General features: G+C 62.8%; 16 protein-coding genes. 14 read left to right on the top strand and 2 right to left on the bottom strand.

All coding sequences use genetic code 11. The features are described from left to right. The first annotated feature begins 83 nt into the window (after positions 1–83). The 14 genes from trpS to U741_RS0112815 all read left to right on the top strand — a co-directional run bounded on the left by trpS (position 84) and on the right by U741_RS0112815 (position 13,219). Positions 84–1,088 carry a tryptophan--tRNA ligase gene (trpS, locus tag U741_RS0112880; RefSeq protein ID WP_029890864.1) on the top strand — a complete coding sequence of 335 codons (1,005 nt, stop codon included), beginning with the start codon at positions 84–86 and terminating at the stop codon, positions 1,086–1,088. Beyond that, on the top strand, positions 1,085–1,939 hold the full coding sequence (locus tag U741_RS0112875) for a segregation and condensation protein A (RefSeq protein WP_029890863.1): 855 nt from the start codon (positions 1,085–1,087) through the stop codon (positions 1,937–1,939). The genes trpS and U741_RS0112875 overlap by 4 nt, the downstream gene beginning before the upstream one ends. Beyond that, the gene (gene scpB, locus U741_RS0112870; protein ID WP_084154862.1) at positions 1,929–2,615 is read left to right on the top strand and encodes an SMC-Scp complex subunit ScpB; all 687 of its coding nucleotides are present in this window, start codon (positions 1,929–1,931) and stop codon (positions 2,613–2,615) included. Before U741_RS0112875 ends, scpB begins: the two co-directional genes overlap by 11 nt. After that, entirely contained in the window at positions 2,612–3,610 is a 999-nt protein-coding gene (locus U741_RS0112865; protein WP_084154860.1) for a pseudouridine synthase, read from the top strand. Before scpB ends, U741_RS0112865 begins: the two co-directional genes overlap by 4 nt. A 174-nt stretch (positions 3,611–3,784) precedes the next feature. Further along, positions 3,785–4,969 carry an acetyl-CoA C-acyltransferase family protein gene (locus U741_RS0112860; RefSeq protein WP_029890860.1) on the top strand — a complete coding sequence of 395 codons (1,185 nt, stop codon included), beginning with the start codon at positions 3,785–3,787 and terminating at the stop codon, positions 4,967–4,969. A gap of 6 nt (positions 4,970–4,975) precedes the next feature. Further along, positions 4,976–5,830, top strand: a complete 855-nt coding sequence (locus U741_RS0112855; protein WP_029890859.1) for a 3-hydroxybutyryl-CoA dehydrogenase — start codon at positions 4,976–4,978, stop codon at positions 5,828–5,830. Positions 5,831–5,906: 76 nt separating this feature from the next. After that, positions 5,907–7,253 (top strand): short-chain fatty acid transporter, encoded by a 1,347-nt coding sequence (locus U741_RS0112850; RefSeq protein ID WP_029890858.1) that lies wholly within the window; start codon positions 5,907–5,909, stop codon positions 7,251–7,253. A 311-nt stretch (positions 7,254–7,564) separates the two neighbouring features. Then, entirely contained in the window at positions 7,565–8,332 is a 768-nt protein-coding gene (locus tag U741_RS0112845) for a DUF3450 domain-containing protein (RefSeq protein WP_029890857.1), read from the top strand. A 54-nt stretch (positions 8,333–8,386) separates the two neighbouring features. Beyond that, positions 8,387–9,742 (top strand): MotA/TolQ/ExbB proton channel family protein, encoded by a 1,356-nt coding sequence (locus U741_RS0112840; RefSeq protein ID WP_029890856.1) that lies wholly within the window; start codon positions 8,387–8,389, stop codon positions 9,740–9,742. 14 nt (positions 9,743–9,756) lie between these two features. Next, positions 9,757–10,320 (top strand): MotA/TolQ/ExbB proton channel family protein, encoded by a 564-nt coding sequence (locus U741_RS0112835; RefSeq protein WP_052378796.1) that lies wholly within the window; start codon positions 9,757–9,759, stop codon positions 10,318–10,320. Between the two features lies 1 nt (position 10,321). Then, a complete protein-coding gene (locus tag U741_RS0112830) occupies positions 10,322–10,735 on the top strand; it encodes an ExbD/TolR family protein (RefSeq protein WP_029890854.1) in 414 nt (137 codons plus the stop codon). 5 nt (positions 10,736–10,740) lie between these two features. Then, a complete protein-coding gene (locus U741_RS0112825) occupies positions 10,741–11,151 on the top strand; it encodes an ExbD/TolR family protein (protein WP_029890853.1) in 411 nt (136 codons plus the stop codon). A gap of 5 nt (positions 11,152–11,156) precedes the next feature. Beyond that, the gene (locus tag U741_RS0112820) at positions 11,157–11,759 is read left to right on the top strand and encodes an energy transducer TonB (RefSeq protein ID WP_084154856.1); all 603 of its coding nucleotides are present in this window, start codon (positions 11,157–11,159) and stop codon (positions 11,757–11,759) included. Between the two features lie 11 nt (positions 11,760–11,770). Next, positions 11,771–13,219, top strand: a complete 1,449-nt coding sequence (locus U741_RS0112815) for a tetratricopeptide repeat protein (RefSeq protein ID WP_029890851.1) — start codon at positions 11,771–11,773, stop codon at positions 13,217–13,219. 280 nt (positions 13,220–13,499) lie between these two features. Here U741_RS0112815 and U741_RS19560 read toward each other — a convergent pair whose 3' ends face one another. Both U741_RS19560 and U741_RS19555 read right to left on the bottom strand, forming a co-directional pair. After that, the gene (locus U741_RS19560; RefSeq protein WP_200872723.1) at positions 13,500–14,105 is read right to left on the bottom strand and encodes an SLC13 family permease; all 606 of its coding nucleotides are present in this window, start codon (positions 14,103–14,105) and stop codon (positions 13,500–13,502) included. Between the two features lie 56 nt (positions 14,106–14,161). Continuing rightward, entirely contained in the window at positions 14,162–14,476 is a 315-nt protein-coding gene (locus U741_RS19555) for an SLC13 family permease (RefSeq protein WP_052378794.1), read from the bottom strand. Positions 14,477–14,505: the final 29 nt, after the last annotated feature.

The raw sequence follows: 14,505 nt of genomic DNA, 5'->3' as shown, positions 1-14,505 counted from the left end.
TTGGCCCACCATTGCCACGTTTCAGGGCGGCCGAGGCCCCCCTACCGGCAGAGCCGGTTCAATTGTTCAGGTGCCTGTGTCCCATGAGTGTCGAGAAACGCCCCACCGTGCTGTCCGGCATCCAGCCATCCGGTCGCCTGACCATTGGCAACTACCTGGGCGCGCTCAAGCATTGGCTGGGGCTGCACGATCAGTTCGACTGCTACTACATGCTGGTTGACCTGCACGCCATCACCGTGCGGCAAGATCCGGCCTTGCTGCGGGAGCGCTGCCACGAATTTCTGGCGCTGTACATTGCCTGCGGGCTGGACCCGAGGCACAACGTACTGTTCGTGCAAAGCCACGTGCCGCAGCACGCCGAACTGGCCTGGGTGCTCAACACCTTCACCCAGATGGGCGAGCTGAACCGCATGACGCAGTTCAAGGACAAGTCGGCCAAGCACGCCGACAACATCAACGCTGGCTTGTTTGGCTACCCGGTGCTGATGGCCGCCGACATCCTGCTGTATCAGGCTGAGCGCGTGCCGGTGGGCGATGATCAGAAGCAGCACCTTGAACTGACGCGCGACATCGCCCTGCGCTTCAACAATGTGCACGGTCCGGTCTTCACCGTGCCCGAGCCGATGATCCCGCCGGTGGGCGCGCGCATCATGGGCTTGCAGACCCCCACGGCGAAGATGAGCAAGTCGGGCGATGCCGAAACCGACGCCATCTACCTGCTCGACGAGCCGGCCGTCATCACCCGCAAGATCAAGCGCGCCGTCACCGACACCGAAAACGCCATCCGTTTTGACGTGGCCAACAAACCGGGCGTGTCCAATCTGCTGAGCATGCTGGCGGCGCTGAGCGACGAAACCATGCCGGCACTGGAAGCCCGCTTCGACGGCAAGGGCTACGGGCATCTGAAGGGCGAGGTGGCCGAGCGCGTGGTGGCATTGCTGGAGCCGATTCAGGCGCGTTACCACGAGGTTCGTGCCGCGCCGGATTACCTGCAGCAGGTGCTGCGAGACGGCGCTGCGCGTGCCACCAAGAAGGCGGCGATCACGCTGGGCCGCGTGCACGACGCGCTGGGCTTCATCCCGCGATGACCGATGCCGCGCCGGGCGCGACCGACCTGCCGCTGTTCGCCCCGGCGGCCGATTTGCCCCCGCTGGCCCGGGTGCGCGGCGAGCCGATGGCGCGCCTGCCCGAAGATCTGTACATCCCGCCGGATGCCCTCGAAGTCATCCTCGATGCCTTTGAAGGTCCGCTCGATCTGCTGCTGTATCTGATCCGCAAACAGAACCTCGACATTCTCGACATTCCGGTGCTGTCGATCACCCAGCAGTACGTCGCTTACATTGAGTTGATGCAGGGCCTGCGGCTGGAGCTGGCGGCCGAGTACTTGGTGATGGCTGCGCTGCTGGCCGAGATCAAGTCGCGCATTCTGTTGCCGCGCCCGCCGCCCAGCGACGAGGGCGAGGTCGAAGACCCGCGCATGGAGCTGGTGCGCCGCTTACAGGAATACGAGCGCTTCAAAGTCGCCGCCGAACACATCGACGCCGTGCCCCGCGTCGGCCGTGACCGCTTTGTTGCGGCCGCCCGGGTTGATGCGGCGCCGGCTGAGGGCGAGCTGCCGCCGCTGGTGCTGCGCGAACTGCTGCTGGCCATGCAGCAGGTGATGGGCCGGGCCGTGCTGTTCACCCACCATCGCATCGCCCGCGAACCGCTGTCGGTGCGTGCGCGCATGAGCCAGATCCTGCAGCGGGTGCAGTCCGGGCCGCAGCCGTTCGAGGCGCTGCTAGACCTCGCCGAAGGCAAGGCTGGTGTGGTGGTGTGCTTTTTGGCCGTGCTCGAACTGGTCAAACGCAACCTCATCGAACTGGTGCAGGACGCACCCTTCAAGGCCATCCTGCTCGACCGCGCCCACCCACAGAACGTCACCGACGATGCTGCCTGATCAAGACCCCGCACCGCTGGACATCGCCTCTGGACAATGGGCCTCGATGCTCGAAGCGTTGCTGCTGGCGGCCGATGCGCCACTGCCGCTGGACGCGCTGCAGCGCCTGCTCGCCGAGCCTGACGCGCCCAGCAAGGCCGAGGTGCGCGCCGCGCTGGCGGCGCTCGATGCCCAGCTTTCGGGCCGCGCGGTGGAACTGGTCGAAGTCGCCAGCGGCTGGCGGTTGCAGATTCGCCCCGTCCACAACGCAGTGGTCGCGCGGCTTTGGCAGGAAAAGCCGGCCAAGCTGTCGCGCGCGCTGCTGGAGACCCTTGCCATCGTCTGCTACCAACAACCGGTCACGCGCGGTGACATCGAAGAAATTCGCGGCGTCAGCCTGTCGGCCGGCATCATGCGCAGCCTGCTGGAGCGTGGCTGGATTCGCGAGGTGGGCGTCAAGGAAGTGCCGGGCCGACCGTCGCTGTTCGGCACCACATCGCAGTTGCTCAACGACCTGGGCCTGCGCAACCTGGACCAGTTGCCCGAGTTGCCCGCCATCAAAGACCCCGAGCAACTTGAGGCGGCGCTGCTGCGGCTCAATGCCCAGGGTCCGCTACTCAGCAACAGCCCTGCCGCCGATGTCGATGACGACAACGACGATTTCACCGACGAGACTGACGAGGCAACCCGACATTGAGCGAGCCATCCAACGAGCGCCTGCAGAAAGTGCTGGCCGACGCCGGGCTGGCCAGCCGTCGCGAGATTGAGCGCTGGATCGAGGCCGGGCGCATCGAGGTCAACGGTGCGACGGCAATCACCGGGCAGAAGGTCAAGGCCAAAGACCGCATCAAGGTCGACGGCCGCTTGTTCACGCCCGCACGTCGCACCGAGCCGTTGCGGGTGTTGCTATATCGCAAGAAGGTCGGCGAGGTGGTGACGCGTGATGACCCGGAAGGCCGACCCACCATTTTTCGCAAGCTGCCGAATCTGGTCAGTGGCCGCTGGATCACGGTGGGCCGACTCGACATCAACACCTCTGGCCTGTTGCTGCTCACCAACCACGGCGAACTCGCCAAGCGGCTGATGCACCCCAGCCATGAGATCACCCGCGAATATGCCGTGCGGGTGCTGGGCGAGATCACGCCGGAGATCATCACCACCCTGACGCGCACCGGTGTGATGATTGACGGGCACCGCGCCAAGTTCGATTCACTCGCGCCGGGGCTCAATGAAGAGGGCGTGAGCGCCAATCAATGGTGGAGCGCCACCCTGCACGAGGGACGTCAGCGCGAAGTGCGGCGATTGATCGAGTCGCAGAAGCTGCAGGTCAGCCGGCTGATTCGCACGGCCTACGGGCCCTTGGTTTTGGGTCGCGGCATCAAGGCCGGCGGTTTTCGCGAGGCCACCGATGCCGAGCGCAATGCCTTGCTCAAGGCTGTGGGGTTGGATGCGCTGATCGATGCGCCAACCGCGCCCGGCACACGCAGCCGCAGCACCATCAGCGCAGCGCCCAAGCGCCCGGTCAAACCGGGCGACGCGCCAAGCTCGGCAAAAGCGCGCCGTGCGCGTGAGGCCGCGGACGCAGGATTTGCCAAGCCCGCACGCGGTGGCAAGACCAAGCCCGGCGGTGCCCGACCCACGGCCCCAGGCCGAACACGTCGAGTGGCCGGGCCGGCCAAACCACGGCGCTGACGCCCGTTAAGCCGGACATGGCCGATAACCACAGCGCCCTGTATTCGTATGCTTGCCTACGATTTATGAAAAAATGCAAGGGTTGCGTTCGGTGTCAAACACTGAGCGCCCCAACCCAGACCCGTGCCACATCGGGTGTGGGCCTTCAATGCTGACCCGTCAAGGATGTGAACCATGAGCCAGAAAGAAGTCTTCGTCGTCTCCGCCGCCCGCACTGCCATCGGTAGTTTTGGGGGCTCGCTCAAAGACATGCCACTGTGCGATCTAGCCACCGTGGCGGTGCGTGAAGCGATCAGCCGCGCTGGTGTGGCTCCCGAGCACATCGGGCACATGGTCATGGGCAACGTGATTCCGACCGAACCCCGCGATGCCTATTTGGGCCGTGTCGCGGCGATGCAGGCGGGTTGCCCCAAGGAAACCCCGGCCTTCAATGTCAACCGGCTCTGCGGCTCAGGCCTGCAGGCCATCGTTTCAGCGGCGCAGACGCTGTTGCTCGGCGATGCCGAGATTGCCATCGGTGCCGGCGCCGAAGCGATGAGCCGCGGGCCCTACCTGATGCCGGCCGGTCGCTGGGGCGCGCGCATGGGCGACGCCAAGATGCTCGACTACATGGTCGGCATTCTTCACGATCCGTTCCAGGCCTTTCACATGGGCATCACCGCCGAGAATGTGGCGGCCAAGTTTGGTATCAGCCGTGACGACATGGACGCGCTGGCCATCGAAAGCCAGCAGCGCGCGGCGCGCGCCATCGCCGAAGGCCGTTTTGACAGCCAGATCGTCACCGTTGAAGTGCCTGGTCGCAAAGGTCCGACGATGTTCAAGGTCGACGAAAATGTGCGCGGCGACGTGACGGCCGATCTGCTCGGGCGGATGAAGCCGGTGTTCAAGAAAGATGGCTTGGTGACGGCGGGCAACGCCTCGGGCATCAATGACGGCGCCGCTGCCGTGGTGCTTGCCACCGGTGAGGCGGTAAAGGCGCACAACCTTAAGCCGCTGGCGCGTTTGGTGACCTACGCGCACGCAGGGGTTGAGCCCGAGATCATGGGCATCGGCCCGGTGCCGGCGACCCGCATGGCGCTCAAGCGTGCCGGCTTGAAGGTCGCCGACCTTGACGTGATCGAAGCCAACGAAGCCTTTGCGGCACAAGCCTGCGCAGTGTCCCGCGAACTGGGCTTTGACCCGGCCAAGGTCAACCCCAATGGCTCGGGCATTTCGCTCGGTCACCCGGTGGGCGCGACGGGCGCGATCATCACCACCAAAGCGCTCTATGAGTTGCAGCGCGTGGGTGGTCGTTACGCACTGGCGACGATGTGCATTGGCGGCGGGCAGGGGATTGCTGCCATCTTCGAAAAGGCTTGATCGGTGATGACAACGCAAAAAGTTGGCGTGATCGGTGCCGGCACCATGGGCCATGGCATCGCGCAGGTCAGCGCCGCAGCGGGGCTGTCGGTGGTGATGGTCGACATCTCGGATGAAGCCCTTGCGCGCGGCATGGCGGCGGTTCAACGCAATCTGGCGCGGCAGATCAAGTCGGGCAAGCTGACCGAGGCCGATGCAGCGGCACTGGTTCGCCGCATTCATGGCACCACCGACTATGCCGCGCTTGCGGACTGCGACGCGGTGATTGAGGCCGCGACCGAAAACCTGTCACTGAAGCTGAAAATTCTCAAGCAGGTCGATGCGCAACTCAAAGACGGCGCTTGGCTGGCCAGCAACACCTCGTCGATCTCGATCACCGAGTTGGCGGCGGCCACGGCCAAGCCGGAGCGCTTTGTCGGACTGCACTTTTTCAATCCGGTGCCGGTCATGGGGCTGGTCGAGGTCATCAGTGGCTTGCAAACTGCCGAGGCCACCCGCAACGCCGCCCAGGCATTTGCCGAAGCGGTGGGCAAGTCGCCTGTGACGGTGCGCAATGCGCCGGGCTTTGCGGTCAACCGTATTTTGTGCCCGATGATCAACGAGGCCATCTTCGCCCTGCAGGAAGGCGTGGCCAGCGCGCAGGACATTGACACCGGCATGAAGCTGGGCTGTAACCACCCCATCGGCCCACTGGCGCTCGGTGACCTGATCGGGCTCGACACCTTGCTGGCGATCATGGACGTGCTGCACCGTGACTTCGGCGATCCCAAGTATCGACCCGCGCCGCTGCTGCGTGAGCAGGTCGCGGCGGGGCGGCTGGGGCGTAAAAGCGGGCAGGGTTTTTTCAGTTACAAACCGTGACATCACCGGTGGCACGCCCACCGGGCATGCCACTGAATAGACTCCACCGAAGTGGAGCGGCGTCAGGAGGGGAATCATGCTGGACCGAGTGACTGCGGGCATCGTCCGTTTCTTCGAGCGCTGGATGCCCGACGCGCTGGTGGTGGCGGTGGTCCTAACCCTGCTCACCCTGATGCTGGTGCTGGGGCTCACCGACACCTCGCCGCGTGGGGCCATCAATGCCTGGGGCGATGGTTTCTGGAGCCTGCTGGCGTTCACCAACCAGATCGCGCTGACCCTGCTGCTCGGCTACATCCTGGCCAGCACCACGCCGGTCCGAAATGCCCTGCTGAAGGTCTCGATTCTGGCGCGCTCGCCGCGCTCGGCCTACGCCATGGTCTGCCTGTTGACCGGCGTGATTGCCCTGTTTTCCTGGTCAACGGCGCTGGTGGCCGCCGGCATTGTTTCGCGCGCGGTTGGCGAGAGCTGCCGCCGACGCGGGATTCGCCTTCATTACCCGTTGCTGATCGCCTCGGCGTTCTCGGGCTTCGTGGTCTGGCATCAGGGTCTTTCAGCGTCGATTCCGTTGACCATCGCGACCCCTGGCCACTTTCTGGAAGCGCAGATTGGCGTCATTGCGACATCCGAAACCCTGTTCACCTGGTGGAACGGACTCACCGTCGCCGCCGTGCTGCTGACCCTGCCGTGGGTGATGTCGCTGTTGCACCCGAAGCGACCAGAGAATGTGGTCGAGATTCCCGACCATCTTTTCAATGCCACTGACCACGCCGATGGCCCTGTCGAGTGCGACACGCAACCGGCCACCCCCGCCATGCGTCTGGAACAGTCCCGCCTGCTGGTCCTCGCCATCGTTCTGGGCGGTGGGCTGTTCTTGCTGACGCACTATGGTGCGCGCGGCGACGGGCTGACACTTAATGTCATGAACTTCACGCTGCTGACGGCGGGATTGCTGTGCGCCGGCACCTTGCAGCGATTTCTCAAGGCTGCGTCCGGCGGCGGCGATATCGTGGTGCCGTTCCTGCTCCAGTACCCGTTTTACGCCGGTATTGCTGGGTTGATTTCAACCACGGGGCTGGGCAATGTCGTCGTCGAGTGGGCGAGCTCTATCGCCACCGCCGACACGCTGCCGCTGGTTGGATTCGCGAGTGCCGGTCTGCTGAATATCTTCATTCCTTCGGGCGGTGCCCAGTGGGCGGTGCAGGGCCCCATCATGATGACGGCCGCGCAGCAGCTCGGCGCTGACCTGCCCGCCACGGCGATGGCGGTGGCCTTGGGTGACCAGTGGACCAATCTGATTCAGCCGCTGATTCTGTTGCCAGTCTTGACGCTGGCCCAGTTGCCGGCACGCGCCGTGATGGGATACACCTTCATTGCGTTGCTGTGGACCGGTGGGCTTTTTTTGATAGCCGTCACTGTCGTCTGATCGTAACCTGCGGGCCTGGTCGTTGCGTCATCATGATCCCAGTTAAGCGGCGTACCAAGAATTATGTCGTTGTTGAATTTTGATGTCTTGACGTCATCCTCGACGCAAAGATAGTATGAAATGCTTACTAATAGTGCGCAGCAATGCGCAGCGAATCAACCTGATCAGGTTGATGACAGTTGAAGGGTTCAGGCCCGACATTTTTTTTGTGCTGGCTGCTAGACTCTGGCTAGTACTAAAGCGAATGGTTGCAACCTCATATGGTTCGTAACCCCTTTTTTTGCGATTGAAGTTTTACCGGAGGAGGCACAATGAGGTCATCAATCACCGCCGTGGTTGCGGCGTTGTTCTTTGCTGGTGTTTCGGCGCCCGCAGTCGCACAGTTGAGTGCTGCGGTTCAAACCAGCCAGCAGACGATCAACGACACCGAGAAGTCCCAGGGGCGTGTCGAGGCGCTGGATGATGAAGTGCAGAGCCTGCTCAACGATTATCGCGCCAACCTCAAGCAGCTCGAACAGCTGACCCGCTACAACGCTTCGCAGGAGCGTCAGCTGGTGGCGCAGGAGCGCGAAAAAGAATCACTTCAGGCAGACATCGCCAACATCGCCGGCCTGCAGCGCTCTGTGCAGCCGTTGATGGAAGACATGCTCAACGCGCTCGAGAAACTGGTCGAAGCTGACATGCCGTTCCAGAGCAGCGAGCGCGCCGACCGCGTCGCGCGCCTCCGTCGGGTGATGGACGATCCGGACCAGTCGCCCGCGCAGCGCTATCGGCTGATCGTCGAGGCCTACCAGATTGAAAACGAGTACGGTCGCACCATCGAGTCTTATCGCGCCGACGCCGAAATTGACGGCACCGCTTACGAGAATCTCGAGTTTGTTCGCATCGGCCGTGTGGCGCTCATCGCCAAGACCGACGATGACAGTCTGCTGAAGATTTATGACAAGGCCTCGGGCGACTGGGTCGACCTTGACAGCTCGTTCCTGTCCCACGTGCGCACCGCCTCGCGCATTGCACGTGAGCAGATTCCGCCGGATCTGATGACGATCCCGGTGTCGGCCCCTGAAGTTGTCAACTGAGGGCGGATGACCATGAACTCCAAAATCTTTCAGAACATTGCAGGGGCGGCAGGTATGCGTAAATTTTCAGCTATCGGTGCCGGCCTGCTGGTCGCCGTTACCGCCTTGACCGCGATACCGGTCCACGCCCAGGACGGCAACACCATCGAGGAAACGTTGGCGGCAATCCGCGCCGAGCGTCAGGCGGTGAGCCAGGAAAATCGTGAGCGGGAGGCCCGCTTCACTGAGCGTCGCAACGAACAAGAGTCGATGCTCGCCGAGGCCGGCCGGGAAGTGGAGGCGGCTGAAGAAGAGTCCACCCGACTTGAAGAGCGGCGTAACGAGAATGACCTTGAGTTGACCGAGCTGCGCGATCAGCTGGCCGACCGTCAAGGTGAATTCGGAGAACTTTTCGGTGCGGCCCGTGCGGCGGCGGCTGACTTGAACGAGCAGCTGGGGGTGTCGCTGGTGTCGGCGCAGTTCCCCGGTCGTGGGACGCCGCTGCGTGAAGTGGCGCAGTCCGACTCACTGCCGACGGTCGAACAGCTTGAGGGCCTTTGGAACACGCTGATGCAGGAAATGACCGAACAGGGCAAGGTCGTGACCTTCGAAGGCAATGTCGTCGGCACGGGCAACGAGCCCGAGCCGCGCTCGGTGACCCGCATTGGCCCGTTCACCGCCTTCAGCGGCGGTGAATACTTGGTCTATGACTCGGGCTCGCTCAAGGAATTGACCCGACAGCCCGGCGGCGGCGCCACGTCAGCTGCCAGCCGCGTCGAGAACCATACCGGCGAAGGCTACGTTGCCGGCGTCATCGATCCGTCGCTCGGGACGCTTCTGGGCTTGACGGTTGAAATGCCGACCTTCCGCGAACGGCTGGCGCAGGGTGGGGGCATTGGCTACCTGATTGTGGCGCTGGCGGTGCTCGGCGTGATCTTTGCACTTTACAAGTGGGCACGTCTGAGCATTACCGGCATGAAGGTTCGCGCGCAGATGCGTTCCGACAAGGCGTCAAGCGACAACCCGTTGGGCCGCGTGATGATGGCCTACGACGAAAATCGCAACGTCGATATCGAGACTTTGCAGTTGAAGCTTGACGATGCGGTGCTCAAGGAATTGCCGGCGCTTGAAAGCGGCCTCAGCCTTGTGAAGGTGCTTGCCGCCGTTGCGCCGCTGATGGGGCTGCTCGGCACCGTTATCGGCATGATCGTGACCTTCCAGGCGATCACACTGTTCGGGACGGGCGATCCGAAACTGATGGCCGGCGGTATTTCGCAGGCGCTGGTGACCACCGTGCAGGGTTTGATCGCGGCGATTCCGCTGCTGGTGCTCCACGCGTTTGCCTCGGGTACTTCGCGTCGCCTTTCGCAATTGCTGGAAGAGCAGTCGGCCGGAATGGTGGCGGAGTACGCTGAGCAGAATCGTACGTAACGGAGGCGATCGTTATGCTCGAAATGCTCAACCCAGTGGCCGCGTACGGCGCCATCATGGGATACCTCGAAGCGGGCGGGCCAGTGGTTTTGGCCCTGATGCTCACCGCATTTTTCATGTGGATGCTGATCATCGAGCGCCTCGTCTTTTTTTCCACCACGGGCGGAAAGTTGGTCGAAGGATATCGGCACACCTGGAATGCGCGCGCCGACCATGAATCATGGTTTGCGCACGTCATCCGTGAGCGATTGATTTCCGAGATGCGCGTGGAGGCGGAACGCAACATGGGGATCATCAAGGTCTTGGTGCTGGTCACCCCATTGCTGGGGTTGTTGGGCACCGTGACCGGCATGATCGAAGTGTTCCAGACCATCACCTCGAGCGGCGGCGCCAACGCACGTGACATGGCGGCCGGGATCTCCCGCGCCACCATTCCCACCATGAGCGGCCTGGCCGTTTCGCTCACGGGGGTCTTCGCTATCAGCATCCTCGACAAGCGCCTTTCCGTGAATGTCGATGGGCTCGCCGACAGCCTCGACATTCACCACGCACCCGTCGCGGTCAAGGGAGTGGCCTGATATGCGCAGACTGAATCGTATGGCCAGTCAGGACGCCGATGTCGACATCACGCCGTTGCTTGATGTGGTCTTCATCCTGTTGATCTTTTTCATCGTGACCGCCACGTTCCTTCAGGAAACCGGTATCGAGTTGGTGGTGCCACAGGAAAACGAGCAAGAAGAGCAGACCCGCCCGCCGCCAACCCTGGTGTTGTCGGTGCGCAGCGACGGCTTCGTCGAAATCGACGGCGGCCGTCTGGTTGATCCGCGCTCTGTGGCGCCGGTTATCGAGGAATTCAAGGCCCGTGAATCGCGTGGCGTGGTGATGGTCAGCGCGGCGCCCGACGCCAAATCGTCCGTGTCCGTCACCGTGATCGATCAGGCCCGTCAGGCCGGTGTTGATCCCGCCATTGCCATTCAACGGACCGGGAGGTAACGCGTATGTTGAAACGTTCAGGCGGTAAACGCGCGGCGGAAGAGGCGAACATCGACATCACGCCGCTGCTCGATATCGTGTTCATCATGCTTATTTTCTTCATCGTGACCTCGACTTTCATCAAGGAGCCCGGCATTGATGTGAACCGGCCCGAGGCCGAAACCGCCGAAGATCAAAGGCTGGTGTCGATACTCGTGGCGGTCTCGAGCGACAACAAGATCTGGATCAACCGTGAAGAAGTGCAGATGGACGGCGTCCGTGCGGCCATCGAACGTCTGCGGCGCGAAAACCCGAAAGGCAGTGCGGTGTTGCAGGTCGACGGTGATGCACACAGCCGTTACATGGTCGAAGTCTTGCAGCGCATCCGCGATGCCGGCGTCGACGACGTGGTCGCCGTCTCCACCAAGCGGAGCTGAAGGCCATGAACTCAAAAATCCGATTGATGCTGGGCTTGCCCGGCGCCGCCATCGTCACGTTCACGCTGTTTTTCATCCTCGCCAGCATGATCAGTCAGGTCGGCGAGATCGAGTTGTCTGAAGACAAATCTGTTGAAATCAACGTCACCCGGCAGCTCGAGGACACGCAGGACGTCAATCAGGCTGACCTGCAACGCCCGGTGCTGGACCAGCCGCCACCGCCGCCGCCCTCGGTTCAGGACGCCAGCTTCCGCCCATCCATCGACGGCTCGGTAGGCGCCATGCCCGACATGTCCAACATGGACCTCGACATCGGTACCGGCTTCAACCCGGACCGTGATGCCCAGCCGTTGGTGCGCATCCCGCCCCAGTACCCGGACCGCTGCCAGACCCGCGCCAAGCCGCAAGAGTCGGTCACCTTGGAATTTGACGTCAATCCTGAGGGGAACGTTGTCAACCCACGGGTGGTCACTTCAACCAACAGTTGTTTTGACCGTGCCGCCATGCGCTCGGTCGAACGCTGGCGTTACGCCCCCAGCGTCCGGGATGGACAGCCCCGTCCACGTCTCGGCGTGCGGACGCGCGTCAGTTTCAATCTCGAAGGATGAGAGGCCCGACCATGTTCAGAAACCCAGTGTTTGGATTGGCGACCGTCGTCCGTCGTTTCGCACTGCCGGCGCTCGTTGCGCTCGGCAGCGCCCTGGTTTTTAACCCTGCGATTGCGCAGGAGGAAGAAGAAGAGCGCGGTGAGCAGGTGCAGTCGCTTGATCCCCGCGTCGCCAAGCAGCTGCTCGGTGCCTACGAGAAGATGGAAGCCGACAACTTTCAGGGCGCACTTGGCGACTTGAACAAGCTGATGCAGCAGGCAGACAACATGAAGCCCTTTGACCGGGCGTCAGTCCTGCAGATTCGCGGGCAGGCGCACGTCAATGTCGATCGTGTCGATCTGGCCATGAAGGACTTTCAGGCCGCGTTGGCTGAAAATGCCTTGCCTGAAGACGCGGCCCTGCAGCTTCAGTACAACGTCGCCCAACTTCATTTCCAGCAGGAAAACTACAAGGAAGCGATTCGCGGGCTGGTGGCGTGGATGCGCGCGACCGAGGAACCAGGTGCCAACGCCTGGTTTCTGCTGGCTGCGGCCCTGTACTACGAAAACGACTACGAGAAGGCCCGTGTGCCGGTCGAGCGCGCCCTGCAATTGGCCGAATCCCGCGAGCGTCGCCATTTCGACCTCGCCAACATGATCTATTCGGAACTGGGTCTGACCGAGAAGCGCTCGCGTCTGCTCAGCATCATGGTCTCGATCTGGGCGGATGAGGTGTCTTACTGGAAGCAGCTTGCCGGGCTGTACATGCAGGAAGAGAAGAGCAAGGACGCGTTGTCGACGATGGAACTGGCCTACAAAAGTGGCCTGATCGACGAAGAAAGCGACATCCTCTCTTTGGCGCAGCTTTATTCGGTCCATAACAATCCCCACCGCGGCGCGGCCGTGCTCGAAGCCGGAATGAAGGCCGACCAAGTCGAGCGCGACGTCGAGAACCTCGCTTTGCTGTCCCAGCTGCTGAGTCAGGCACGCGAACACAAGCGCGCCATCCCGGTCTTGCGGGAGGCAGCCTCGCTGTCAGACACCGGTGAACTCGCTTATCGACTCGGCCAGGTGCTCCTTGCCGACGAGCAGAATGAGGCGGCCGAGGAGGCATTGGCCAGCGCGCTCAACAAAGGCGGGCTGGATGAAGGGCAGCGCGCCAACGCCTGGATGCTGTTGGGTACTGCGCGCTTCAATCAGGCCGGCCCGGGCGACCGGGAACAGCGCGCGGCGGCTGACAAGGCGTTTGCATCGGCGGGTGACTTCGCGCTGACCCGAGTTGAAGCAACCGGCTGGCGCGAATACATCAAGGCCATCAACGACACTGAAGACCGGCAGGCGCGCCTTGAGCGTGAACAGGCCGAAATGCTCGCCGAAGCCGCACGTGAGCGTGAGCTGTCGGCGTGTCGCTCACAGCAAATCGCCGGTCGCACCTTGACCGAAGAGTGTGTCGAAGTGCTGGACGAAGAATCAGAAGGCTGAGTGGCGACTTGACGTCATGGGTTTGGCCCCGCAACCACCGGTTGCGGGGGTTTTTTTCTGGCTGCGACCGGGTGAGACGGCGGCTTGACTGTGTCTCTTTCCCGCTGCAGATCTAGAGGTATTGCGCTGGCGATCCGCCAGATCAGCACCACCCGGCCGTCGGGTACGCGCCGCCGACGGCGAGCAGACCACCACGGGCGCCCTCGGACGCGCCCAACTGCGGCGGGTGGGTTTGTAGTGGTCTTATCTGAGCGTTGAATGGGGTTTCAAGAAGCGCCGATTATGGCGGCATGCCCATCCACCACAGCCAGCCAAGGGCCACCGTCATCGACAGCAAAGTGACGGGAATGCCGACGCGCGCAAACTGGAAAAAGCCGACCGTTACGCCATACCGACGCGCGCTTTCGGCCACGACCAGGTTCACCACGCTGCTGACGATCAGCAGATTTCCGGACAAGGTCGACAGCAGCGCCAGCGCCTGTAGGGTGGGCGAGCGGATGTCGGGCCAAACCTGCAACAGCAGCATCACGAACGGTACGTTGCCGATCAGGTTGGACCCCAGCAGCGAGGCGCCTGCCAACGACAGCGCGGTGTCGGGCAGCAGGCCCTGTGCCGCAAGTTGCGCTGCGTGGTGCTGCGCCCACGGCAGTTCTGATGCTGCGCCGGTGACGATGAACAGGCCGACGAACAGCAGCAGCAGATTCCAGTCCACGGCACCGATGTAATCGCGGCTGGCGTGGTGGCGGGAGGCCATGACCAGCACCGCCAGGGCCAGTGCCGAGAGCTCGCGTGGAAGCGGCGTCGAGAACAGTGCCAACAAGGCCAGCACCGCGAGCCAAGGTTTCCATGTGAAGTGAATGGACTTGTCGTCGCTGTCCACAGCCACGGCGTCATCAACTTGACAGGGGCCAGGCGTCCAGCGTCCCCGCCACAAGACGCTGATCACCCCAAAACCGTGACCAGCGCCAGCAGCGTTTTGGGTCGTCGCGACAGTCGCCCAACACCCACATTCACACGGGCATAAACGCCGGACAACTGAAACTGCACCGAGATGATCATCATCCCCAGCAGCAACAGCAGCGCGTCCCAGTCCAGCCACCCCCCTGCCTGTTTCAGCGTGACGCTGCCGCTGACCAGCAACAGCACCGACGCAGCGAAGGCGATGTGCGCCCGATCGACCTTGAGGCCGGGTACGCGACCGGCGGCCATGCCCAGGTAGGTGAACACAAACACGCTCGCGATCAGCCATGCGCTCATTGCACCGCACTCCGGCCTTCAGTTGCCTC

Source organism: Polycyclovorans algicola TG408 (genome assembly GCF_000711245.1).
Classification (GTDB): domain Bacteria; phylum Pseudomonadota; class Gammaproteobacteria; order Nevskiales; family Nevskiaceae; genus Polycyclovorans; species Polycyclovorans algicola.
Note: the sequence above shows the minus strand (reverse complement) of the source record. Positions and strands in the feature narration are given on the sequence as shown.